A 22,046-nucleotide genomic window follows, 5' to 3' on the forward strand; every position below is an offset into this window, starting at 1 on the left:
CCCCTTCCGGCGTCTACTTCAACAGCCCTGCCTCGCGGTAATACTTCTCCGCCCCCGGATGCAGCGGAATGGGCGACTTGGCCGCGGTGGCGGGGTCGATCTCGCGCGCCGCCGAATGGGCCGCCAGCAGGTCGGGCATGTTGGCGAACATGGATTTGGTCATGTTGTAGACCAGATCGGCGGGCACGCCCTCGTGGGTGACCAGGAAGTTGCGCACGGCCGCCGTGGGCACGTCCACCGTCTGGCCGCGGTAGGTGTTGGCCGGCACCGTCGAGGCGATGTAGGCGGAATCGCCGGTCTTGGCGATCACCTCGGCCGAGACGGGCACGACGACGATGTCGTCGCCGGTGGCCAGGTCGCGCAGGGACGAGACGCCCAGCCCGGCTGATTGCAAGGTGGCGTCCAGCTGCTTGTTCTTCATCAGCTCGACCGATTCGCCGAAGGGCAGGTACTGCACCTTCATGTCGGAATACGAAAGACCCGCCGCCTTGAAGATGGCGCGCGCGTTGAGCTCGGTGCCCGATTTGGGCGCGCCGACGCTGACCCGCTTGCCCTTGAGGTCGGCCAGGGTCTTGATCCCTGAATCCGCCGTGGCGACGATCTGGATGTAGTTGGGATAGATGGCCGCCATGGTGCGCAGCTTCTTCAAGGGCGCCTTGTAGCCGGCCTCCTCCACGCCTTCCCAGGCCTGGGTGAGCGAATCGCCGAGCGTGAAGGCCAGCTCGCCGCGACCCGCCTGCAGCAGGTTGAGGTTCTCCACCGAGGCCTTGGTGGCCTGGACGGTGACCCGGGCGCCGGGCAGGGTCTTGCCGTAGATGGACGAAAGGGCGTTGCCGAGCGGGTAGTAGACGCCGCTGGTGCCACCGGTAAGAATGTTGAGGAACTGGTCGGCGGCCAAGGCCGGCAACGCCAAGAACGAGGCCAGCACGGCCCCCGCGATAACCCTCTTCATGATGCCTCCCGAGCATTGGTGTTCTATTAGAAGGGTTTGGTATGACCATAACGCAACCCCCCCGCCTTGACCAGATGACCCGAACGCTCGTTCGATTCATGACCATCGCCCTGTTCTGGGCCGCCCCCGCCTGGGCGGAACAGCCGCCACCACCCCAACTGCCCGCCGACCACCCACTGGCCGGCAAGGTCTGGGAGCCGGCCACCGGCAAGTGGCGCAGCCCGCAAGACGTGATCGACGCCACCCTGGCCGCCGGCATCGTCATGCTGGGCGAGACCCACGACAACGCCGACCACCATGCGCTGCAGGCCTGGGTGGTGCGCGAACTGGCCGCCGCCGGCCGCCGGCCGGTGGTGGCGCTGGAAATGGTGGACGCCGATCATCAGGGAGACATCGACCGCAACATCGGCGACACCGCCGCATTGGGCGCGGCGCTGGACTGGGAGAAGCGCGGCTGGCCCGACTGGGCGCTTTACCGCCCCATCGTCGAGGCCGCCCTGGCCGCAAGGGGCGAGGTCAAGGCCGCCAACTTGCCCCAGGAGCTGACCCGGCGCATCGCCAAGGGCGAACAGGGCGCCGAGGTGGACGGACGCTTCGGGCTGGACCAGCCCCTGCCCCCGGCCGACGAGAAGGCCCTTGCCGCCGACATCCGCGAAGGCCATTGCAACCTGCTGCCGGAAAAGGCGGTGGCGCCCATGGTCCGGGTGCAACGGGCCCGCGACGCCGCCATGGCCGAGGTGCTGGCCGACCAGGCCTCGCGGCCCGAGGCCGGGCCGGCGGTGCTGATCGCAGGCGCCGGCCATGTCCGCGCCGACCGGGGCGTGCCGGTCCGCCTGGGCGCCATGGTTCCCGGCATTCCCATGCTGACCATCGGCTTCATGGAGGTGGAAAGCGGCAAGACCAAGCCCGCCGCCTATGGCGAGGGCTTTGGCGCCAAAACGCCGCCCTTCGACCTGATCTGGTTCACCGGCCGCGCCCAGCGCGACGACCAGTGCGCCATGATGGAAAAGCACATGCAGAAGAAGGCGAAGCCGTAAAGCAAGAAGGCCCCCGAAGGGGCCTTCCGAAGCTTACTCCCACTCGATCGTCCCCGGCGGCTTCGAGGTGATGTCATAGGTCACCCGGTTGATGCCCTTGACCTCGTTGATGATGCGGTTCGCCACCCTTCCGATGAAGGCCATGTCGAAGGGGTAGAAATCTGCGGTCATGCCGTCAGTGGAGGTCACGGCGCGCAGCGCGCAGGCGTAGTCGTAGGACCTGGAATCACCCATGACGCCCACGGTGCGGACGGGCAGCAGCACGGCGAAGGCCTGCCAGATCTCGTCGTAGAGGCCGGCCTTGCGGATCTCGTCGAGATAGATGGCATCGGCCTTGCGCAGGATATCCAGATTCTCGCGGGTCAGGGGCTGGCCGGGAACGCGGATGGCCAGGCCCGGACCGGGGAAGGGATGGCGGCCGACCATGTCGGCGGGCAGGCCCAGTTCGCGGCCCAGCGCCCGGACCTCGTCCTTGAACAGCTCGCGCAGCGGCTCCACCAGCTTCATGTTCATGCGTTCGGGCAGGCCGCCCACGTTGTGGTGGCTCTTGATGGTGACGGACGGGCCACCGGTGAAGCTGACGCTTTCGATCACGTCAGGATAGAGCGTGCCCTGGGCCAGGAAGTCGGCGCCGCCCACCGCCTTGGCCTCTTCCTCGAACACGTCGATGAAGGTGGCGCCGATGATCTTGCGCTTCTTCTCGGGGTCGGTCAGGCCGGCCAGCTTGTCCAGGAACAGGTCCGAGGCGTCCTTGTGGACCAGCTTGATGTTGAAGCGGTCGCGGAAAACGCTGACCACCTGCTCGGACTCGCCCGCCCGCATGAAGCCGGTGTCGACGAACACGCAGGTCAGCTGGTCGCCGATGGCTTCGTGCAGCAGGGCCGCGACCACGGAAGAATCGACGCCGCCCGACAGGCCGCAGATCACGCGGCCCTTGCCCACCTGGGCGCGGACCTTGGCGATTTCCTGCTCGCGGAAGGCCTTCATGGTCCAGTCGCCGGCGCAGCCGACGATCTTGTGGACGAAGTTGGACAGAAGCTGCTTGCCGATGGGGGTGTGGACCACCTCGGGATGGAACTGCACGCCGTAGAAGCGCTTCTCGGCATTGGCGATGGCGGCGAACGGCGCGCCCTCGGAGGTGGCCACCACCTTGAAGCCGGCGGGAATGGCGGTCACCCGGTCGCCGTGGCTCATCCACACCTGGACCTCGTCGCCCTTTTGGGCGATGCCGTCGAACAGGGCGCAGGGCTCGCCCGAGACCTTGAGCATGGCGCGGCCGAACTCGCGGTGGTCGCCGGGCTCGACCTTGCCGCCCAGCTGCTCGCACATGGTCTGCTGGCCGTAGCAGATGCCGAGGATGGGCAGGCCCATGTCGAACAGGCCCTGCGGCGCGCGCGGGCTGCCGAAATCAGCCACCGAGGCCGGACCGCCCGACAGGATCACGCCCTTGGGGCCGAAGTCGCGGATGCTGTCGACGCTCACCCGGTTGAAGGGGTGGATTTCGCAGTAGACGCCGGCTTCGCGCACGCGGCGCGCGATCAGCTGGGTGACCTGCGAGCCGAAATCGACGATCAGGATGCGCTCGGACATGACTTCCTCCGGGGGGCGTTCAAGGCGCGGACTTTAGCGATTCGTCCGAGACGGAACAAGTACTTGGCCGAGGTCAATTTCACACGCCATCCGACGATGGTAGGGTCCGGGCCAATTCAGCCGGAAGGACCCATCCATGCGCCGTTTTGCCGCCCTGCTGCTGCTCCTGCTTCTGCCCGCCTGTTATCAGGTGGAGGGAGACACCGTCGCCGCGTCCGCCTCCGTCCGGGTGGACGGCGTCAAGGACGGCCGCTATCGCCGCCCCGACGGGGTCGAGGTCAGGGTGACGTGGAACGCGGCGGACAAGCATTACGACGTGGCGACCCCGGACGGCCCCACCGGCAAGGCCCGCGCCGCCCGCCTGGCCCCCGGCCTGTTCCTGGTGCAATACGTGGACGCGGCGCGCCTGACCCTGATGGCGGCGCCCAAGGGCGACGACGTGGTGCTGTTCTTCGCCACCAAGGAGGCCGAGCCCCGGCTGCTGAAGGCCCACGGCCTGGGACTGAAGCCCGGCCCCATCAACGCGCTCACCGGTCCGGCCCGGGGCGTGGCGGATTTCTTCAAGGACCTCGCCGTCTCGGGCGAGTTCAAGGAAGGCGAGAAGCTGGTATATTTGGGTTCCTAGCCCGGGGGCTCGTAAGGACGTTCCCCCTCGCGCCGCCAGGGGGATCCGCCATGCCGGAAAATAATCGCCGGACCGTCTTCGGAAATGCAGTGCGCTATTTGGGGTGGGCCATCGTCGCCATCAACGGCGTCTACATGGCCTACGGCTTCGTGACCATCTATTCCGACGTGTCGGTTCGGGCCTTCGCCCCGCTTGTCCTGATGGAAGGGGCCATGTACGTGGCGGTTGGCTTGCTGATCGTCGGCGTGGGCCGCCTGATCCGCGGCAAGCCGAGGGCAGTGCCCGCCGCCTGACGAATATCCCCGTCAGCCCCGGGCGGCGTTTTCCTTGTCGTTGGCCTCGATCTTGCGCTGCAGGGCCTCCATCAGCGGTTCGATCTTGCCGCCCGACGAGCGCAGCACCGAGGCGAAATCGTCCTTCATGGCGCGGATCAGGCTGACCCCCTGGGCGGTCAGGTCCATGATCACCGGCTTGCCCTCGGCGGTGGTGGCCACCTCCCACTCCACCGGAATGGGCTCGCCCGGCTGAGACGGCAGCGAGGCGGAGGACAGCACCCGGACGCGGGTCCCCAAATCCATCGCCTGAGTGATCCTGACCGTGGTGCCAGGCTCGGCGCGGCCCAGGATGCTCACATAGGACGTCACCAGATAGCGCACGAACAGCTCGGAGAAGGCGTTTTGCTCCGCCGGGCTGATCTTGCCCCAATAGCGGCCGAGGATGCTGGCCGACAGCATGGACGGGTCGACATAGCGGCGCAGCACGCCGTCCAGCAGGCGGGTCCGTTCCGGCAACGGATGCGTCTTGCCGACGAAGGTCGAAATCCCCTCGTCCACCGCGCTCTGCACGATCTGGCGGCCCTGCTCCACGTCGGCGGCCAGCACGGGGCCGCAAGACAGGCAAACGCCAAGGGCAAACGTCACGGCCGCAGCGATCCGCCGCATGTAGGTCATAGCCATGTCCGGACGCCCCCCTGTCAAAAGACCATATGCCGATGAGGAAATAGCGCAAAGCAGGCAGGCAGGGCAATACCCAGGCTATAGATCGACCAACAGGGGATGATGCCCGGTGTGTTCGAAGAATCGCACCAGCTCGGCCGGAGTGAGCGTGGTGGTCATGTCGTTGCGCAATGGGTGATAGTTGACCAGTTCCTGGGTCATCATCCACGAATCCAGGACCACCGACACCCGTTGGCCGGGATCGTTGATCACCGCGAAGGGGGTCACCGACCCCGGCTCGATCCCCAGGACCTCGACCAGCAATTCCGCCGAGCCGAAGGACAGCCGCGCCGCGCCGATCCTGGCCGGCAGGGCCTTCAAGTCGACGCGGCGGTCAGCAGGCGCCACCACCAGCCATAACCGCCCCTTGCCGTCCTTGAGGAACAGGTTCTTGCAGTGAATCCCCGGGATGGAGCCCCAGACCCGATGGCCCTGCTCCACCGTGAAGGCGGGCTCGTGCCGGTGGGTGACCGCCCGGATGTCCAGGCGGTCGAACAGGGCGAACAGATCGTCGGGCGTGGCGGGCGGCATGGGCATATCACTCCGCTGCGATGCGGCCGGGACGGCCGCGCTCCAGGCATTTCGGAGCGCGGGCGTCCCGCCCGCCCCCGTCACAGCTTATGAATAGGCTTGGGCACCGCGATGTGGAAGCCCTGGCACAGGTTGATCCCCATCTTGCGCAGCAGCGCCATGGTGGCCTCGTCCTCGACGAACTCGGCGATGGTGGTCATGCCGAAGCGCCGGGCCATGGAGTGGATATGCTCCACCATGATGCGGTCGCGCTCGTCGGTGACCACGTGGCGGATGAAGCTGCCCTCGATCTTGACGTAATCGACGGTGATGTATTTGAGGTACAGGAACGACGAGAAGCCCGAGCCGAAATCGTCCAGCGCGAAGCCCAGCCCGGTCGAGCGCAGCTCGTTGATCATGGCCACGATGTCGCCGAAATGGGGCAGCGCCTCGCGCTCGGTGATTTCCAGCACCACCCGCTCGGCGGCGACCCCGGCCTCGGCCAGGCGCCGCGGAATGGCCATCATCCGCTCGCGGTCGGTCAGGCTCTTGGCCGACAGGTTGACGAAGATCTTGGCGTCGCCCAAGCGGCCCGCCGCCATGGCGGCCAGAGCGCCGTCGAACACGGCGGCGTCGATCTCGCCGGCCAGACCCAGCTCCTCGGCGGATTCGATGAAGTCGCCGGCGCACACCGCCTGATCGCCGTCCACCACGCGGGCCAGCACCTCGTATGCGGCGACCGAGCCATCCTCGGCGGCGACGATGGGCTGGAAGAACGGCACCAGCCGCCCCTCGGCCAGGGCCGAACGCACCATCTCGCCCTGGCTGAAGATGGCGACGGTGGCGTCCTCGCCCTCGCCGATCACCGACACCTGATTCTTGCCCGAACGCTTGGCCTTGTAGATGGCCACGTCGGCGGCGATGGCCAGCTTCTGGGCGTCGTCGGCGTTTTCGGGATAGCTCACCAGGCCGATGGAGGCGGTGATGCGCACGCCGCCCACCGGCAGGCCCAGTTGGCAATCGGCCACCGCCTGGCGCAGCTTCTCGGCCGCCGCGATGCCTTCCTCCATGGTGGTTTCAGGCAGCAGCACGGCGAACTCGTCGGCGCCCACGCGGGCCACCACGTCGGTGCGCCGCACCTCGCGGTACAGAACGCTGGCCAGTTCCTTCAGCACCAGGTCGCCGATGGGATGGCCGAAGGTGTCGTTGATGTTCTTGAAGTCGTCCAGATCGATCTGGGCCAGGCAGAAGGGATGGCCGTGCCGCTGGGTGCGGTCGATCTCGTGGTCCAGGAATTCGTCGAACTTGCGGCGGTTGTACAGCCGGGTCAGCGGATCGCGGATGGACAGGTCTTCCAGCCGGTGCTGGTAGTCCTCCACCGTGCGCAGCAGCCTGTTGAAGTAGTCGGACAGGTCGGCCACTTCGGAGATGATGCCGTTGGTCTCCACCCGGCGCGACAGGTCGGTGTGCAAGATGATCTCCTGCATCAGCGAGACCATGTTGGTGATGGGCTTGGCGACGAAGATCTTCAGCTTGAAATACAGCGCCACCGACAGCAGCAGCAGGATGGCGAAGAAATAGGCCAGCACGGTGTTCAGCACGTAGTCGAGCGACACCTTCAGGGCATGCACCGGATAGACGATGTCGATGACGCCGTTGATGTCGCCCACCTTGGCCATGGTGTGACAGGCCAGGCACTCTTCCTTGACGATCAGGGGATAGAGGTAGCGGATGCCGGTGGGACTGGGCAGCAGCGTCTCCTTGCCGGTGGAGAACACCTCGCGCAGCATGGGATCGATGCTGACCAGCCTGGCGTCGTTGCCGATCTCGCCGAACTGCTCGATCACCGGCTTGCCGCGGATCACGTGAATCGACAGGTCCGGCAGCGCGTCCTGCAGACGGGTGATCACCTCGTTGATCTCGTCCTTGCTCCACCCCTTGCGCATGGCGGCGTAAAGGGTCTCGAACACCAGGGTCGAGGTCTGGCGCGCCTCGTCGCGGGCAAGGTCGTGCACCGACTTTTCGCGCACGTGTCCCGATATGAGGACGACCACCCCCAGCGCCAGCACGGTGGCCGTCAGAGACAGCAGAAACACCACGCGGGTGATGCTGATCCTGGCCTTGATTGTCACGTCGTCCATTTCCCCCCAGAACACATCAGGTCGACGCCCTATCCCCCGCGCTCTTGATACTCATCAAGACCGCGCATGTCCAACCTTTCCACAATTCGCGACGAAACGTGCCTGATTGGAGCGGAAACTGACGCTTTTCCGCTCCGGCCCGATCAGGCCGCGTCCCGAATGGGCCGGCGTCCGGCGATCAGGCGCTGGAACTCCTCCTGCCAGCGGCCTTCCACATCGGGGCTGAGTTCGAGATTGCCGTGCAGACGTCCGTTCTCGCATTCGCGACCGACCATGGACAGCGCCACCGAGCAGCCCTCGATGCGCACCTTGACCCGCATGCCCTTGCCCACCGGACAGACGTCGCCCTGAATGGTCAGGCCCTGTTCGGACACCTCGTCGAACACCACCGGCACCTCCTGGCCGTCCATATCCACCGACCCCTTGACGCCCAGGGCGTAGCGCGGGGAATTGCGGCGGTCGACCTCCTTGGTGGCGGTGCGCACCACCCGGACGATGACGCTTTTCAGCGCCTCGATGGAATGGGCCACGTCCAGCGAGATGGCGTTGACCCGGGCAGCGCGTTCGCCGGTGGCGCCCGCTTCCTCCGAGACTTCGGCGATACGCTGGGCCACCTCCTGGGCGGCGCGGGTGGTCTCGGTGATGTTGCGGGCGATTTCCTGGGTGGCGGCGTTCTGCTGGCGGATGGCTTCGGCCACGCTGACCGAGACTCCCTCCACCTCCTGGATGGCCCCGGTGATCTCGCCCACCGAGGCGACGGCCTCGGCGGTGCTGGCCTGGACCTCGCCGATCTGGGCCGAGATCTCCTCGGTGGCCTTGGCGGTCTGGTTGGCGAGGTTCTTGACCTCGTTGGCGACGACGGCGAAGCCCTTGCCCGCCTCGCCGGCCCGGGCCGCCTCGATGGTGGCGTTCAAGGCCAGCAGGTTGGTCTGCGACGCGATGCTCTGGATCAGGTTGGCGACCTCGCCGATGCGGTTCACCGCCGCCGACAGGCGGACGATGGTGTCCTGGGCCTTGTCGGCGGCGGCCACCGCCCCGCCGGTGACGCGGTTGGCGGTGGCGATCTGCTCGCCGATGCCATGGATGGAGGCCGACAATTGCTCGGCGGCGGCCGAGACCGTCTGGGCGTTGGACAGCGCCTGGGTGGCGGCGGCGGCGACGCTTTGGCTGCTGCCGCCCACCGCGCCGGCCGATTGCGCCATCTGGCCGGCGTTGTCGGCCATCAGCGAGGTCTGGCTGGCCACCTGCTCGACGGCGGCGCGGGTCTCCAGTTCCACCGTCTCGGCCATGTTCTGCAGCGCCGCGACGCGCTCGGCGAAGGCGGCGTCCCGCTCCTGCTCCTGGGCGGCGCGCAAGGCTTCCGCCTCGCGCATGGCGTCGCGGAACACCCGGACCGCGCGCGCCATCTCGCCCAGTTCGTCATGGGCCTCGACCGAGGGGATGTTGACCGAAAGATTCCCTCCGGCCAGGTCCCGCATGGTTTCAGTCAGGCGGTTGATGGGCTGCGACACCCGGCGGAAGGCGGTCCACGCCGCCCAGCCGATGCCGGCGGCCAGTCCCAGCACCGCCAGCCACACCATGGCCTGCAGGCGGCTTTCGTAGAAATCGTCCAGGCCCTTGACCACTTCGACCACCCGGGCGGCGTTGGCGGAGGCCAGGATCTCGATCTGCTTGTTCAGCTCCTGGCGGTTGGCGCGGTTGGCGTCGTTGTCGCCGAAGACCCGGGCCTGGGGCGCGCCGACCTCGCGCCCCAGGCGCACCAGTTCGGTGCGGAAGGCGGCGAACTGGGCGGCATGCTCGATCGCCGGCTTGAAGGCGCTTCGCTCCGCCTCGGGGACCAGGGCGGTCCACTCGGCCATCAGCCGGTTGATCTCGGCGACGTTCTTGAGGAGAGGCGGAGCGTATTTCTCCACTTCCTTGGCGTCCCGGCTCATGTAGATGCCGCGTGAATCCATCACCACGGCGTTGATCAGCCCGTTGACCCTCTCGCCGATCACCGCGCGCTGGGATGCGCCTTGCATCTCCATCACATGCTGGTGATAGGTGGCCATGGAGCGGATGCCCACCAGGGCCATGGCGATGGCGGCGAGCCCGACCAGCCCGACGGCGGCGAAAATCCGGATCTTCAGCGACAGGCGAAACATGGGCATGTCCCCCTCCCCGAATCGGGAAATCACTGAGGACAGGTAAGTCGCCCTATGGCTGAATCTCAGGTCATAGACACTATGTCTTACGGTCTAAGGTATGAACCGGAGATCAGCGTCCGATCACCAGGGTTGCCCAACCGTCGATGACGATCCGCTGCTTCAGGGTCAGGCCCTGGCGCTCGTGATTGGCCATGACCATGCGCTCCTGGCGCTCCAGCAAGCCCGACAGGATCGCCAGCCCGCCGGGCGCCAGATGGGTGGCGAGATCGGGGGCGAAGCGGCACAGCGGTCGCGCCAGGATGTTGGAGAAGATCAGGTCGTAGGGCTTGCCGCGCCCCACCACCGGATTGCGGTAGCCGTCGCTGACCACGGCGGTGACGAAGCGGGCCACACCGTTATTGGCGGCATTGCCGGCCAGGACCTTGACCGCCGAGGGGTCGATATCGGTGCAGACCACCATGGAGGCCCAGCACTTGGCCGCCGCGATGCCGAGAATGCCCGAGCCGGAGCCCAGATCAAGCACGGCCCGGCGGCGGTGCTTCTTGACCAGGGAATCCAGGGCCAGCAGGCAGCCCCGCGTGGTGGCGTGCTCGCCCGAGCCGAAGGCGGTGCCGGCGTCGATCTCGATGCCGATGGAGCCCACCGGCGGCTTGCCGTCCCAGTGGGAGCCGTGGACGAAGAAGCGGCCGGCGGCGATGGGGGGGAAATCACGCAGGTTCTCCAGCACCCAATCCACGTTGGGCAGCATCTCGATGCCCAACGGCGGGACGTCGATGCCGTTGGCGGCGGCCACGGCGGACAGGCCTGCGACGATGGCGGTCCGGTCGGGCGGCGTGCGCGAGAAGCCCTCCAGGAACCAGTCGCACTCGCCGTCCGAGATGCCCGAGCGGTCCTCCATGAACATGGTCACCGCCTCGGCGTGGCGCTCGAACACCTCCTCGAACACCGGAAGGGTCTCCATGGAAACGGTGAGGCGCAGGCGCCAGATGTCGGGGAAAACGGGGGGCATCAAAATCACTCCGAAAGGATCAAATCGCCGAAACGAAACTGTCGAGCACCTTCTTGGTTCCCGCCTTGTCGAAGGCGATCTCCAGCTTGTTGCCGTCCAGCGACAGCACGGTGCCGTTGCCGAACTTGTCGTGGAAGACCCGCTGGCCCGGTTTGAAGCCGCCTTCGCTCTGACGGGCCTTGGGCTGGCTCCAGGCGGTGGGCGCGGCGGCCGCACGGGGCTGGCCGAAGCGGGCACGGCTCCAGGCGGGATCGTTCCAGGCCGCCTTGGATTCCGCCAGCCCGCCGCCGTACAGCCCGCGCTCGCCCGAGCGTTCCACATGGGACTCGGGCAGTTCCTCGACGAAGCGGGACGGCAGCTGGGATTTCCACTGGTTGTAGATGCGGCGGTTGGCGGCGAAGGTGACCAGCACCCGCTTGCGGGCCCGCGTCAGCCCCACATAGGCCAGGCGACGCTCCTCCTCCAGCCCGGAGGTGCCGGATTCGGACAGAGCGCGGATATGGGGGAAGACCTCCTCCTCCCAGCCGGGCAGGAACACCGAATCGAATTCCAGCCCCTTGGCCCCGTGCAGCGTCATGATCACCACGCTGTCGGCTTCGGCCTTGGAATCGTTTTCCATGACCAGGGCCACGTGTTCGAGGAAGCTGGGCAGCGAATCGTATTCCTCCAGCGCCGCCACCAGTTCCTTCAGGTTCTCCACCCGGCCCGGCGCGTCGGCCGACTTGTCGGCCTTCCACATGTCCACATAGCCGGATTCGTCCAAGATCGTGGCGGCCAGCTCGGCGTGGGGCATGGAATCGAGCAGCGAGCGCCAGCGGTCCACATCCTCGACGAACTTGGCCAGGGCCTGACGCGGCTTGGGCTTCAACTCGTCGGTGCCGGTCAGCCGGCGGGCGGCCTCCAGCAGCGGCACCTGCTCGGCGCGGGCGGCAAGGTGGATGGTCTGGATGGCGGCCTCGCCCAGACCGCGCTTGGGCGTGTTGACGATCCGCTCGAAGGCCAGCCCGTCCGAGGCCGAGACCACCAGGCGCAGATAGGCCATGGCGTCACGGATCTCGAGCCGCTCGTAGAAGCGCGGTCCGCCGATGACGCGATAGGGAATGCCGGTGGTGATCAGCCGTTCCTCGAACTCGCGGGTCTGGAAGCCGGCGCGCACTAAGATGGCCATGGAGGACAGCTTCTCGCCCTTGCGCTGCAGCGCCTCGATCTCCTCGACCACGAGGCGCGCCTCGGCCTCGCCGTCCCACACCGCCATGGTGCGGATCTTCTCGATGGCGGAATCGTCATGGGCCAGACCGGGGCGCAGCGTCTTGCCCAGCCGCCCGGCATTGTTGGCGATCAGGGCCGAGGCCGCCGCCAGGATGTGGGGGGTCGAGCGGTAATTGCTTTCGAGGCGCACCACCTTGGCCCCGGGGAAGTCCTTCTCGAAGCGCAGGATGTTGCCCACCTCGGCGCCGCGCCAGGAATAGATGGACTGGTCGTCGTCGCCGACGCAGCAGATGTTGCGATGGGTCTGGGCCAACAGGCGCAGCCACAGATACTGGGCCACGTTGGTGTCCTGGTATTCGTCCACCAGCAGGTAGCGGAAACGGCCCTGCCAGCGGGCCAGGGCTTCCGCGTCGGACAGGAACACGGTCAGCACATGCAGCAGCAGGTCGCCGAAATCGCAGGCGTTGAGAGCCTTGAGCCGCTCCTGGTAGGCGCGGTACAGCGCCTTGGCCTGGCCCTCGGCGCCCCCGTCGGCCGCCGCCTTGTCGGGGGTGACCGCGCGGTCCTTCCAGCGCTGGATGGTGGCCATCAGTCCCTGGGGTGGCGTGGCCTTGGCATCCACATGGGCGTCGGCCATCACCTGCTTTAAGACCCGCATCTGGTCGTCGGCGTCCAGCACGGTGAAATCGCCGGAAAGCCCGACCGCCTCGGCATGGGAGCGCAGGATGCGCAGGCACAGCGAATGGAAGGTGCCCAGCCAGATGCCGTCGGCCACCGGGCCGACCAGCTGGCCGACGCGCTCCTTCATCTCGCGCGCCGCGCGGTTGGTGAAGGTCACCGCCAGGCATTGCCAGGGCTGGGCCAGGCCCGACGCCAGGATGTGGGCCAGACGCGACGTCAGCACCTTGGTCTTGCCGGTGCCGGCCCCCGACAGCACCAGCACCGGCCCGTCGGTGGTGGTCACCGCCTGGAACTGCTCGGGGTTCAGCCCCTTCAGCCAAGGGGCGTCCAGCGGCACCGGCCGGGGACCGGATGCACGGGGGAAAGACAGCGCGGAGGGCGCCTCGTCGTCAAGGGCGAAGGGATCGGACATGGGGCGGAGTGTGGCCGAACCCACCGGGCGACGCAACGCCTGTCCCGCTATTCCTGCAATGCGGCTGTGTGAGGCGGTTCATTGAAGCGTGGGCGGCCAAGGCCCAGACTCGATCCATTAAGAGCGCGTTCCACCCAAGTCAGGGAGGTCCGCCATGCGCAAACGTCTTCTCCTCGCCGCCACCCTCGCCCTGACGGCCATCGCCTTGCCCGCCTGGGGCGGCGAATGGGCCATTCCGGCAGCTTCGCAGCCCGGCTGGTCCCCCAACACCACCGTGGCCCTCAAGATGGGGGTTCTGGTTCCCGATTCCTCCGTGGGCAGCGGCCTGGCCGGCGGCTTCGAGATCGCCATCGACGATCCGCTGATCCAGCTGCCCTATGGCAAGATCCGCGACCAGTTCAGCTACAACCGCTTCGATCATGGCGGACTTGAGCTCCAGACCCTGGAATTCAACCCCCACTACATGATCCCCATCATCGACAACATGTGGATCGGCGGTGGACCGGGAATCGGCTGGGCCTTCACCCACAGCGATACGGGTCCCAGCCCCGACATGCTGACGGCCCAACTGGGCGCCAGCGCCTATTACACGGCGGGCCAGCTGATGATCGGCCTGGAAAGCCGCTATCAGTGGGCCGGCGACGAACGGGTGGGCGGCGCGTCGAGCGCCGACAACTGGCTGACCATGCTGAAGATCGGCTACGCCTACTGACCATGTCGTGACGGCGTGAGCATCACCGGAGCGGTTCATGCCGCTCCGGTGGAAGATGGTTCCTGCCATCAATCATCCCGGCAGCCATGCGGGTACACATTGTATCCCTGTATGACGTTTCTCGACAGAGTATGACCTCAACGCGCTTCCACACCCTTCTAAGGAGGTGTATCTTTTGTCATGCGCTCAACAATTTCAACTATGAGAATAGAGCTATGAAAGGTTGTTTTTCATCAGCCCAGATATCCAGGATCAGCCCTTCATCCAGCGCCGGCGCCCTCGATGAGCTTCTGACCCTGGGTGGGTTGGAGGAACGGCCCGGCGGCGCCATCGAGATCACCGGCAGCGACCCGTATTTCCCCACCACCCATCGGGTGGGCGAGGCGGCGGCGGCGGTCCTGGCCGCCCATAGCGCGGCCATCGCCGAAATCTGGCGCCGCCGCAGCGGCCGCCGGCAACGGGTCACGGTCGATGCCGGAGCCGCCGCCATCTCCCTGGAATCCGTTCTGCTGATGACCCGGCGCGGCTATCCCGTGCCCTATACCGACATCGCCTATCCCCTGACCAACTTTCACCCTTGCCGCGACGGCCGGGCCATTCACCTTCATGCCGGCTATCCCCATCTGCGCAACGGCCTGCTGGAACTGCTGGACTGTCCCAACTCCATCGAGAGTATCCGCACCCGGGTGGCCGAGTGGGATTCCTTCGCGCTGGAAGACGCCATCGCCGAACGCGGCCTGTGCGGGGCGGTGGGCCGCAGCCGCGAGGAATGGCAGGCCCATCCCCAGGGCGTCTGGCTGGCCACCCAGCCGCTGATCAGCGTCGAGCGCATCGGCGACAGCCCGCCCGAGCCGCTGCGTCCCGCCACGCGGCCGCTGTCGGGCATCCGCGTCATCGACCTGACCGACGTGCTGGCCGGGCCGACCGCCACCCGCACCCTGGCCGAGCAGGGCGCCTCGGTGCTGCGCATCCGCGCCCCGGAACGGCCGATCATTCCCGCCTTCATCCTCGATACCGGCCACGGCAAGCGGTCCACCGTGATGGACCTGAAGCGCGAGCCCGAAGCCCGGCGCATGCGCGCCCTGCTGGCCGAGGCAGACATCTTCGCCCAGAACTTCCGTCCCGGCGCCGTCGCCGGCCTGGGCTTCTCGGTGGAGGAAGCGGCGCGGCTGCGGCCCGGCATCATCTGCATGTCGCTCAGCTGCTATGGCGAGGGCGGGCCGTGGAGCGGCCGCCGTGGCTGGGAACAGCTGGCCCAGGCGGTCTCCGGCATGGCGGTGGCCGACGGCTCGGTCGCCGAGCCCAAGGTCAGCCCGGTGATTCCCAACGACTACATCACCGGATACCTGGCCGCCTACGGCATGGCGGTGGCGCTGCTGCGCCGGGCGACCGAAGGCGGCAGCTACCACGTCCGGGTCTCGCTGTCGCGCACCGCCATGTGGATTCAGTTCCTGGGCCGCATCAATCCCAAGCCGGAGGGTATCAGCGTGCCGCCGGAAACCATCCGCGCCATGGAACTGACCCGCGACACCGCCGACGGGCCGCTGCGTTTTCTGGGAGCGGTGGCCCGCTTCGAGGAAACCCGCGCCTATTGGGAATTGCCCAGCCCGCCCATGGCCGCCCACGACCCGGTCTGGCCCGAGCGGCCCGCCGAACCCGATGGACCGGCCTGCCCGGTGGATTTCTCCGTCCCGCGCTGAAGCCTACGTATTGCGGAGAACGGCGGCCAAGGCCTCGGGCGGCACCGGCGTGGCGGCAACGCCGCTGCGCTCGTAGCCGTGACAGCCGAGACAGGCCAGGGCCCACAGCGAACGGCCGGCAAAGGGCGATCCGCTCCGCTGGCATTGGCAATCCTGGTAGTGGCGGCAGGCGCCGCAAGTGCCGGGAACGATCATCGCACACCCTTCCAAATCACCCATCCTGGGCGGGGAGTATAGGGCCCGATGATGTCAGAATTTCCGTTCGCCATTGAACACGGCAACAACGGCGAAGCACCTTTATGACGAATTGCAACCGTTCGAGGTCGCCGCGCCGAACACCTCGGGGAAGGTGGCCATCAGGGCGCAATCCACGTCGTCCAGGGTGGGGGTGAGGCCCAGGTCCCACAGCGAGGTGACGCCATGCTCGCGGATGCCGCAGGGCACGATGCCCTCGAAGTGGGTAAGATCGGGGTCGACGTTGAGCGCGATGCCGTGGAAGGTCACCCAGTGGCGCACCCGCACGCCGATGGCGGCGATCTTGTCTTCGCGCCCGCCTCCCCTGTCCACCCAGATGCCGACGCGGCCCGGCCGGCGCTCGCCCTTGACCACGAAGCGCGCCAGGGTGCGGATGATCCACTCCTCGAGATTGCAGACATAGGCCCGGATGTCGGCGCCGCGCTTCTTCAGGTCGAGCAGCACATAGGCCACCCGCTGTCCCGGGCCGTGATAGGTGTACTGCCCGCCGCGCCCCGCCTCATAGACTGGAAAACGGTCGGGATCGACCAGATCCCGAGGGTCGGCGCTGGTGCCCGCCGTATAGAGCGGCGGATGCTCCAAAAGCCACACCAGTTCCGGCGCCGTGCCGGCCCGGATGGCGGCGACGCGCTCCTCCATGGCGGCGACCGCCTGGGGATAATCGACGGGAGAATCGGAAATCCGCCACTCGACGGGAGAATTCATCATGGACACCGGGAGACCGCGCTTGATTCGTCCGAGGTGATTTGGTATTCCCCTCTCTCCTCGTTGGCAAGCCCTTCGAGGCTACCGGAGAACGCGGCCATGGCGGAACTGGTAGACGCGCAAGCTTGAGGTGCTTGTGGGGTAACACCCGTGGAAGTTCGAGTCTTCTTGGCCGCACCAATTTTCAAGGTATTTTTCTTGTTTTTTTTCAACGTGTTGATCGGATAGGAAAGCAGCAGAAGTCATCAAAGAGTCAGTTAAGCTGCTGCAGGCCGAAACGAAAAAGCCCCGCCGGGATGGCGGGGCTTTTGTTTGAGCGGACCGTCATCCCTGCTCAACCGGATGCTTTTCGATCCAAGCGTGAACGTCAATTTCCGCGTAGCGCACCCCCTTTCCACCCACCCGAAAAAACTTCGGTCCACGCCCAAGGGCACGGAGCCGTTCAATGGTCCTGGTGGACAACCGAGCCAAGGTGGCAACTTCCTTGGTCGTCAGATATCGCTTCATTCTGCATCTCCACTGTCTGTCCTAATAGGTGGCAGCCCCATTCGGGGCTTCCATCAGATTCCAAGAGAACTTTTCGCACACGTACCGCACTGCAACAGGGCGACAACAGCGACAGGAACGACCCTGTTCATTATCATCGAGATCGTGGTGATAGCGCTGCCACCGATCACTGCCCTTTAGCCTCCAGGGAAATTGGGGTTATCCCGTCGCCAATGTAAATCCGTTGGCTATGTTCGGGGAGAGCATCAGGGGATGGGGGGCCACGAGCCAACGACGAAACCTCCGTCATCGACCTCGCCGCCATCGGCAAGAATCGTTGATGTGTAGAGCCGAAACCGAACCTGGGATGGCCTTTCCCGGTATATCGCAAGGGGCCACACCATTAGATCAGCGGCGACATTACACACCTGTTCTGGGGTGTGATTGGCGACCAGGGCAAACTGGCGGCCAAAATCGTTATCGAAGTCATTGGAGTCCATTGCAGACAAGCCTCCTCTGTTAGCGCCAGCAATCACCCGACGCGGTTGTAATACTAAGTTCTGATTGAGTTGTGAGCTTGAGCCGTGAGCGCCCTACGCCTTGACATTGCTCCGCAGGACGAGAAGGGTAAGATCGGCTACCATGCTGCTGGTGGTCATTGTCGCTCCAGGTCCAGATGTCAGCGGTTCATTTGTCCGATCCGCGATGTCAGCATCTTAAATGATGGAGCGAGCGATCCTATGTGAGAGCAGCTTTTGCAACAGAGGCCATATGTTTCCAGATTCCGCGATTGCGATCCGTGACCCTGATTGGCAATACGCTGAATTTGACCGCGCCCGATACATCACAAATTGCTGCGGATTGCATCTGGGGCGGTCTTTCAATTCCACAGACGATGATGCAATCATAAACTTCGTCATGAACGCCCTAAATGATCGCAATTACGTGGGGGTAATTTGGCTTCCATTTGTGCTAATCATTGACACTGATCTTGACATAGCTGAGCGGCTGAGACAAATCGCTCCGCTTAGACCTTTGCTTATGAACGAGCAGATTATATTCTGCACAACACGTTGCCTTGACGACTTTATCCCCCCAATAGATTTGGCGGGACATCCAGTTTTGTTGGCACAGAATCGCCGCATGCTCATGCAATCCTATCTCGAACTGCATGCTCGCTTAATAAAAGGTGCAAAAGCAGAGCGCCCACATGCAATGCTATTCAAGCAGCATGTTGTCCTAACGATGGTTGAAATAGTTAATTCCCGCCGGGAGTGGCTGTCCAACGAACAGATTGCAAACGCGCTGGATAAGAAGGGGTACAAGCCCGCCCTGGTACTTGACATCACATCAGAGTGCATCCTTTGGAACAGCCGGGATAAGGCTGACTGCGATGAAATCGACTTAACTTACCGGGAACACGCCGGATTTAACATTCCGCCCATTACACCAACATTAGATCAGGCAATAGAATTGGTCGGGGCCGCCTACGACCCTGTGGGTGATCTGATCAGCCGTCGTCGCGCTGATCCACGACGTTGGCAATCGCTGAAACAGATCGTGAAAGATCGCGGCGTTGGCACCAGTGATGGCCTTGCCGCGTTCGACGCACCCACCATCAGCAAATTGCTGCGCGATACCGGCAAACGGCAGGTCTGGGAAAATGCACGAGGTAAATTCGGTTCACCAACTCGAACTACTCGCGAAAAGTCCGCAAGCGGCTCAAATAGAGGGGTGGATCCTGGGGGTAATGTGACTTCGTAGCGTCCATTATCCAAATCTAGACAGAACCCAACACCTTCGCCGATATGCTCTCGGCCCGTCACCCATTTGGCTTGGCCCATCTTGAAGCAGGATAAGTGTGGGGTGCCTTCTCACTCCTCCGCGTCGGCGGCAGCATTTTTCGCAACAGTCGTCTTGGGTTTCCGCCCAAGGCCAATCTTAATGGCCATCTCCGAGCGCTTTTTGGCGTAGCTTGGGGCGGCCATGGGGTAATCGGCTGGTAAAGACCATTTGGCCCGATATTCCTCGACAGAGAGGCCATGCGCGGTCGCCAAATGGCGCCTAAGCATCTTCTGCTTCTTGGCACACTCAAGGCAGCTGACAAAATCGCGCGTTATGGACTTTTTGATAGGTACTGCCGGGATAGGACGATCCGCTTCGAGCGGGGATGACGCTTCGGCTCCGACCAAAGCTGCGTAGGTAGCCTTGATGAGCTCAGGGAGATCGGTGATGGGGATCTCGTGATTTCGCAAATAGGCCGCCACGATGCGAGCAGCAAAAGATACCTTTTGATCAACCACTACATTCCTCCTTGAGATGCCAAGCAAATTACCGCGTCATAACGACGTTGCGACCGCCTGCCTTATCATATCCATAAGCATCTGAGATTTCTTTGCACTAACCTTGTCATCGTCTATCTTCCCCCGAACATGATCTGCAACATTGATGCCAACATCACTCAATATTTGAAGTACATTATCGATATAATGCCCTGACTTAGCAAAACATGATAACTCCGCCACGATTAACTCTGCATTTTTTGTCTCAATGTAACTCCTTACTGCCTGCCGTAAGTCTAACGCATGATGGCGCCGATTCACGGTCGCCCACTTTTTAACTTCACCCCATATTTTCAGCATAACCAATCGAAGTCCACCATCCGCGGCGTCCCGCCTCGCCTGCTCCTCCTCGGAATAAATTGGGCCACGCCGGACCCTTCCGGCACTTTGAACGCGGCTGCGCATCTTAGCGCGGTCTATTATGCCATGCGGCTTGAATGGCTCTAAGTCGCTCTCGGGGTATTTTAGGCGGAATCGTACAGCATCACGTTTCGATTCAAACGACAAAAGCCAATAATCACACCATACTTTGCAATAAGTAGGCGCGACGCCAAAGCGACCTGATAAATGGCGTAATATTTCCCATTTTTCAACGTGTGCAATTCCGACGTATATTTTTAACTTTGTAATTAAATTGCAAACAAGATGATAGTTATCGCCCCCATCCTCATACAGTGGGATTGCCAGAAGCACTCTTCCACTAGCTTGCATATTAATCACGTCATGCATAAATATGCGACCAAGATCTTTAATAAAACACCCGCAATTCTCCTGCACACGCCCCACTACATCATGACTTATATTTCGCCAACTCACATAGTCATTCATTTTATCACCCTATAGCTTTATTATATTGTCAGAAATTGTCTTCCCAATCGCAGCCAATTCACTTCTACGCCCTGGATTAGCGGTGATCAGACAGACATCCTCAACGGCGCCCATCCACCGCTGACCGGTGCACGCCCGCCGGATGACATCTCCGCGGCGACGGACCGACCGAAGCAATTCGGCCGCAGCATCATTGCTAAGTCGCAAAATAATAACATCAAGCCCCTCAAAGATTGGCGGAGAGGCCAATGAAAATAGCTCTGAATCAAGCGTCGCCATTGCGTAATTAGCAGAGCACAGCTTTGCCATATAGTTTCCAACTACATTTGTAACACTCATGATTATCTCCTTGTGCGATTGGGCATGAACTGACGATATGCCCGCCCCGCACTTTTTTCATTAATTCATTTCATCATGTATACAAAAGTAATCGCGATGCCTCACCATTCCATTGGGCGGCACCTTTCAGTATTTATCAATTCAGCGGTGCCAAATATGACCTAAAACAGCCGCGCCTGAGATTGATTACTGGTGGCGCAGTCCGCCATGGAAGTTTAGGTATTGCTCTTGGACGTTAATCATGCTGTCGGCTATCAACAAATACACAGCACTACAAAGACACATGAATATGAGCAATTCGTCTGGTCTGGCTATCACATAAATTGTCATTTGCGAGGGTATTTGGTATTTTGTATAAATACAAAAGACACGGTGGGTTTGCGAACTGTTCCATGTCGATCCGTGATGACGGATTTGTTGAGTTCGCAGCAAGTCGAAGGGTTAATGACGTTATGGTCGCCCGAATCGATAAAGCAAAATAAGGTGGCATGTTGTTTATTCTCACCTAGCCTGCGATGGCAAATCAATAACAAGGCGTCGTGATTCTGGACGTTTATAATAAACAGAATGGTCTGCGGGAGAACTTCACCTGTGAAAAACAGAGCTTCCGATCCCCCGAATGGTTTTTATCGATCTGAGGGAAAACTTAGGCAAAGTGTACGGTGAGAAATAGTGGCCTCCACTGCCATAGTGTGGAACCGGGACTGAGATTGGCACTCAGGGTTATCTTTTAAAGAGATAGCAGATCAAAGGCACCTAAGCTATACGCGGACTTAATAGGTAAACTGGGACTTGTCAGAATCCGATATAGGCAAGTTGCAAGACGTGTTTTTTGGGATCAGATTTTAGATTCCAATAACTAAAGCATCGTCTTACCGGGCAAGCGGAAGGGGAAGCTTTGCCTACAGAATGCAGCTGCATCAGGGAGATGACACCACACATGGCCACGCCCGGATCCCGTCGGTGACCAGCCTATCGAGATGCTTCTGCCATGACCTTGGCGATGCCAATGTTCAACTGCTTAAGCGAGAACGGCTTGCCCATGAACAAATTCGCTCCTGCTGCGTAAGCAGCCTCTTTCGCCTCCTCACTGACCATCGCTGTGAGCAGAATGATAGGAAGCTTGGGATCGACCCCATCAATGCCCGCACGGATTTGGCGAGTGCACTCCATGCCGTCCATTACGTCCATTTGCCAATCCATGATGACAATGTTTGCGCCATGTGCCTTCAACGCTGAAATAGCCTCTGCCCCATTCTCAGCCTCAATACAGTGACTAATTCCAAGGGATTCTAATGCCAGTTTGATCAGATGTCGCATCGGCTGCGAATCTTCCACCACTACGCCATATTTCTTGTTGCTGCTCATAAT

Annotated in this window: 22 protein-coding genes and 1 tRNA gene; 7 read left to right on the plus strand and 16 right to left on the minus strand. The window is 63.0% G+C overall.

The window, feature by feature from the left end; genetic code table 11:
* Window positions 1-13: 13 nt before the first annotated feature.
* Window positions 14-952, minus strand: coding sequence for a TAXI family TRAP transporter solute-binding subunit (locus tag XM1_RS21330; protein WP_068437032.1), 939 nt, complete (start codon window positions 950-952; stop codon window positions 14-16).
* A gap of 98 nt (window positions 953-1,050) precedes the next feature.
* Between XM1_RS21330 and XM1_RS21335 the strand changes: the two genes are divergently transcribed.
* Window positions 1,051-1,989, plus strand: a complete 939-nt coding sequence (locus XM1_RS21335; protein WP_231920615.1) for a ChaN family lipoprotein — start codon at window positions 1,051-1,053, stop codon at window positions 1,987-1,989.
* A 33-nt stretch (window positions 1,990-2,022) separates the two neighbouring features.
* On the opposite strand, the gene guaA is transcribed toward XM1_RS21335, so the two are convergent.
* Window positions 2,023-3,579 (minus strand): glutamine-hydrolyzing GMP synthase, encoded by a 1,557-nt coding sequence (gene guaA / locus XM1_RS21340; protein WP_068437036.1) that lies wholly within the window; start codon window positions 3,577-3,579, stop codon window positions 2,023-2,025.
* Between the two features lie 136 nt (window positions 3,580-3,715).
* Here guaA and XM1_RS21345 point away from each other — a divergent pair, with 136 nt between their 5' ends.
* Window positions 3,716-4,204, plus strand: a complete 489-nt coding sequence (locus XM1_RS21345; protein ID WP_068437037.1) for a hypothetical protein — start codon at window positions 3,716-3,718, stop codon at window positions 4,202-4,204.
* A gap of 50 nt (window positions 4,205-4,254) precedes the next feature.
* Window positions 4,255-4,497 carry a hypothetical protein gene (locus XM1_RS21350; RefSeq protein ID WP_068437039.1) on the plus strand — a complete coding sequence of 81 codons (243 nt, stop codon included), beginning with the start codon at window positions 4,255-4,257 and terminating at the stop codon, window positions 4,495-4,497.
* A gap of 12 nt (window positions 4,498-4,509) precedes the next feature.
* On the opposite strand, the gene XM1_RS21355 is transcribed toward XM1_RS21350, so the two are convergent.
* From XM1_RS21355 to XM1_RS21380, 6 genes are all read right to left on the minus strand, one after another.
* Window positions 4,510-5,160 carry a phospholipid-binding protein MlaC gene (locus XM1_RS21355; protein ID WP_231920616.1) on the minus strand — a complete coding sequence of 217 codons (651 nt, stop codon included), beginning with the start codon at window positions 5,158-5,160 and terminating at the stop codon, window positions 4,510-4,512.
* 78 nt (window positions 5,161-5,238) lie between these two features.
* The gene (locus tag XM1_RS21360; protein WP_068438161.1) at window positions 5,239-5,730 is read right to left on the minus strand and encodes a prolyl-tRNA synthetase associated domain-containing protein; all 492 of its coding nucleotides are present in this window, start codon (window positions 5,728-5,730) and stop codon (window positions 5,239-5,241) included.
* Between the two features lie 80 nt (window positions 5,731-5,810).
* Window positions 5,811-7,850, minus strand: a complete 2,040-nt coding sequence (locus XM1_RS21365; RefSeq protein WP_068437043.1) for a bifunctional diguanylate cyclase/phosphodiesterase — start codon at window positions 7,848-7,850, stop codon at window positions 5,811-5,813.
* Window positions 7,851-7,993: 143 nt separating this feature from the next.
* Window positions 7,994-10,000, minus strand: coding sequence for a methyl-accepting chemotaxis protein (locus XM1_RS21370; protein ID WP_068437045.1), 2,007 nt, complete (start codon window positions 9,998-10,000; stop codon window positions 7,994-7,996).
* Between the two features lie 106 nt (window positions 10,001-10,106).
* Window positions 10,107-11,006, minus strand: a complete 900-nt coding sequence (locus XM1_RS21375) for a 50S ribosomal protein L11 methyltransferase (protein WP_068437047.1) — start codon at window positions 11,004-11,006, stop codon at window positions 10,107-10,109.
* 19 nt (window positions 11,007-11,025) lie between these two features.
* Complete coding sequence (locus XM1_RS21380; protein WP_068437050.1) at window positions 11,026-13,308, minus strand: ATP-dependent helicase; 2,283 nt, start codon at window positions 13,306-13,308, stop codon at window positions 11,026-11,028.
* Window positions 13,309-13,462: 154 nt separating this feature from the next.
* Between XM1_RS21380 and XM1_RS21385 the strand changes: the two genes are divergently transcribed.
* Window positions 13,463-14,020: a hypothetical protein gene (locus XM1_RS21385; protein WP_231920617.1), complete on the plus strand. Its 558-nt coding sequence runs from the start codon at window positions 13,463-13,465 to the stop codon at window positions 14,018-14,020.
* Window positions 14,021-14,235: 215 nt separating this feature from the next.
* Window positions 14,236-15,720 carry a CoA transferase gene (locus XM1_RS21390; RefSeq protein WP_068437052.1) on the plus strand — a complete coding sequence of 495 codons (1,485 nt, stop codon included), beginning with the start codon at window positions 14,236-14,238 and terminating at the stop codon, window positions 15,718-15,720.
* Between the two features lie 3 nt (window positions 15,721-15,723).
* Here the strand turns inward: XM1_RS21390 and XM1_RS21395 are convergent, their stop codons facing one another.
* Window positions 15,724-15,915 (minus strand): cytochrome c, encoded by a 192-nt coding sequence (locus XM1_RS21395; protein ID WP_068437054.1) that lies wholly within the window; start codon window positions 15,913-15,915, stop codon window positions 15,724-15,726.
* Window positions 15,916-16,017: 102 nt separating this feature from the next.
* Window positions 16,018-16,680 carry a lipoyl(octanoyl) transferase LipB gene (gene lipB / locus XM1_RS21400; protein WP_068438168.1) on the minus strand — a complete coding sequence of 221 codons (663 nt, stop codon included), beginning with the start codon at window positions 16,678-16,680 and terminating at the stop codon, window positions 16,018-16,020.
* Between the two features lie 93 nt (window positions 16,681-16,773).
* On the opposite strand from lipB, the gene XM1_RS21405 reads away from it, so the two are divergent.
* Window positions 16,774-16,860, plus strand: a tRNA-Leu gene (locus tag XM1_RS21405).
* 144 nt (window positions 16,861-17,004) lie between these two features.
* Here the strand turns inward: XM1_RS21405 and XM1_RS25330 are convergent.
* Both XM1_RS25330 and XM1_RS21410 read right to left on the minus strand, forming a co-directional pair.
* A complete protein-coding gene (locus tag XM1_RS25330; RefSeq protein ID WP_082700652.1) occupies window positions 17,005-17,187 on the minus strand; it encodes a helix-turn-helix domain-containing protein in 183 nt (60 codons plus the stop codon).
* Between the two features lie 245 nt (window positions 17,188-17,432).
* Entirely contained in the window at window positions 17,433-17,666 is a 234-nt protein-coding gene (locus XM1_RS21410) for a hypothetical protein (protein WP_068437056.1), read from the minus strand.
* Window positions 17,667-18,309: 643 nt separating this feature from the next.
* On the opposite strand from XM1_RS21410, the gene XM1_RS24355 reads away from it, so the two are divergent.
* A complete protein-coding gene (locus tag XM1_RS24355; protein ID WP_156428825.1) occupies window positions 18,310-18,930 on the plus strand; it encodes a hypothetical protein in 621 nt (206 codons plus the stop codon).
* Window positions 18,931-19,040: 110 nt separating this feature from the next.
* Here the strand turns inward: XM1_RS24355 and XM1_RS21415 are convergent, their stop codons facing one another.
* The 4 genes from XM1_RS21415 to XM1_RS21420 all read right to left on the minus strand — a co-directional run bounded on the left by XM1_RS21415 (window position 19,041) and on the right by XM1_RS21420 (window position 22,043).
* On the minus strand, window positions 19,041-19,469 hold the full coding sequence (locus tag XM1_RS21415; RefSeq protein WP_068437058.1) for a MucR family transcriptional regulator: 429 nt from the start codon (window positions 19,467-19,469) through the stop codon (window positions 19,041-19,043).
* 36 nt (window positions 19,470-19,505) lie between these two features.
* Window positions 19,506-20,336: a hypothetical protein gene (locus XM1_RS24360; protein WP_156428826.1), complete on the minus strand. Its 831-nt coding sequence runs from the start codon at window positions 20,334-20,336 to the stop codon at window positions 19,506-19,508.
* A 9-nt stretch (window positions 20,337-20,345) separates the two neighbouring features.
* Entirely contained in the window at window positions 20,346-20,675 is a 330-nt protein-coding gene (locus XM1_RS24365; RefSeq protein WP_156428827.1) for a hypothetical protein, read from the minus strand.
* 972 nt (window positions 20,676-21,647) lie between these two features.
* Window positions 21,648-22,043 (minus strand): response regulator, encoded by a 396-nt coding sequence (locus XM1_RS21420; protein ID WP_172821944.1) that lies wholly within the window; start codon window positions 22,041-22,043, stop codon window positions 21,648-21,650.
* Window positions 22,044-22,046: the final 3 nt, after the last annotated feature.

Origin of the sequence: Magnetospirillum sp. XM-1 (genome assembly GCF_001511835.1) — a bacterium.
In the GTDB taxonomy this organism is placed as follows: domain Bacteria; phylum Pseudomonadota; class Alphaproteobacteria; order Rhodospirillales; family Magnetospirillaceae; genus Phaeospirillum.

What these genes read in the sequence shown, in the direction of transcription:
- XM1_RS21330 (WP_068437032.1), bottom strand. Translation starts at nt 952, where the DNA reads ATGAAGAGGGTTATCGCGGGGGCCGTGCTGGCCTCGTTCTTGGCGTTG.
- XM1_RS21335 (WP_231920615.1), top strand. Translation starts at nt 1,051, where the DNA reads ATGACCATCGCCCTGTTCTGGGCCGCCCCCGCCTGGGCGGAACAGCCG.
- guaA (WP_068437036.1), bottom strand. Translation starts at nt 3,579, where the DNA reads ATGTCCGAGCGCATCCTGATCGTCGATTTCGGCTCGCAGGTCACCCAG.
- XM1_RS21345 (WP_068437037.1), top strand. Translation starts at nt 3,716, where the DNA reads ATGCGCCGTTTTGCCGCCCTGCTGCTGCTCCTGCTTCTGCCCGCCTGT.
- XM1_RS21350 (WP_068437039.1), top strand. Translation starts at nt 4,255, where the DNA reads ATGCCGGAAAATAATCGCCGGACCGTCTTCGGAAATGCAGTGCGCTAT.
- XM1_RS21355 (WP_231920616.1), bottom strand. Translation starts at nt 5,160, where the DNA reads ATGGCTATGACCTACATGCGGCGGATCGCTGCGGCCGTGACGTTTGCC.
- XM1_RS21360 (WP_068438161.1), bottom strand. Translation starts at nt 5,730, where the DNA reads ATGCCGCCCGCCACGCCCGACGATCTGTTCGCCCTGTTCGACCGCCTG.
- XM1_RS21365 (WP_068437043.1), bottom strand. Translation starts at nt 7,850, where the DNA reads ATGGACGACGTGACAATCAAGGCCAGGATCAGCATCACCCGCGTGGTG.
- XM1_RS21370 (WP_068437045.1), bottom strand. Translation starts at nt 10,000, where the DNA reads ATGCCCATGTTTCGCCTGTCGCTGAAGATCCGGATTTTCGCCGCCGTC.
- XM1_RS21375 (WP_068437047.1), bottom strand. Translation starts at nt 11,006, where the DNA reads ATGCCCCCCGTTTTCCCCGACATCTGGCGCCTGCGCCTCACCGTTTCC.
- XM1_RS21380 (WP_068437050.1), bottom strand. Translation starts at nt 13,308, where the DNA reads ATGTCCGATCCCTTCGCCCTTGACGACGAGGCGCCCTCCGCGCTGTCT.
- XM1_RS21385 (WP_231920617.1), top strand. Translation starts at nt 13,463, where the DNA reads ATGCGCAAACGTCTTCTCCTCGCCGCCACCCTCGCCCTGACGGCCATC.
- XM1_RS21390 (WP_068437052.1), top strand. Translation starts at nt 14,236, where the DNA reads ATGAAAGGTTGTTTTTCATCAGCCCAGATATCCAGGATCAGCCCTTCA.
- XM1_RS21395 (WP_068437054.1), bottom strand. Translation starts at nt 15,915, where the DNA reads ATGATCGTTCCCGGCACTTGCGGCGCCTGCCGCCACTACCAGGATTGC.
- lipB (WP_068438168.1), bottom strand. Translation starts at nt 16,680, where the DNA reads ATGAATTCTCCCGTCGAGTGGCGGATTTCCGATTCTCCCGTCGATTAT.
- XM1_RS25330 (WP_082700652.1), bottom strand. Translation starts at nt 17,187, where the DNA reads ATGAAGCGATATCTGACGACCAAGGAAGTTGCCACCTTGGCTCGGTTG.
- XM1_RS21410 (WP_068437056.1), bottom strand. Translation starts at nt 17,666, where the DNA reads ATGGACTCCAATGACTTCGATAACGATTTTGGCCGCCAGTTTGCCCTG.
- XM1_RS24355 (WP_156428825.1), top strand. Translation starts at nt 18,310, where the DNA reads ATGCTCATGCAATCCTATCTCGAACTGCATGCTCGCTTAATAAAAGGT.
- XM1_RS24360 (WP_156428826.1), bottom strand. Translation starts at nt 20,336, where the DNA reads ATGAATGACTATGTGAGTTGGCGAAATATAAGTCATGATGTAGTGGGG.
- XM1_RS24365 (WP_156428827.1), bottom strand. Translation starts at nt 20,675, where the DNA reads ATGAGTGTTACAAATGTAGTTGGAAACTATATGGCAAAGCTGTGCTCT.
- XM1_RS21420 (WP_172821944.1), bottom strand. Translation starts at nt 22,043, where the DNA reads ATGAGCAGCAACAAGAAATATGGCGTAGTGGTGGAAGATTCGCAGCCG.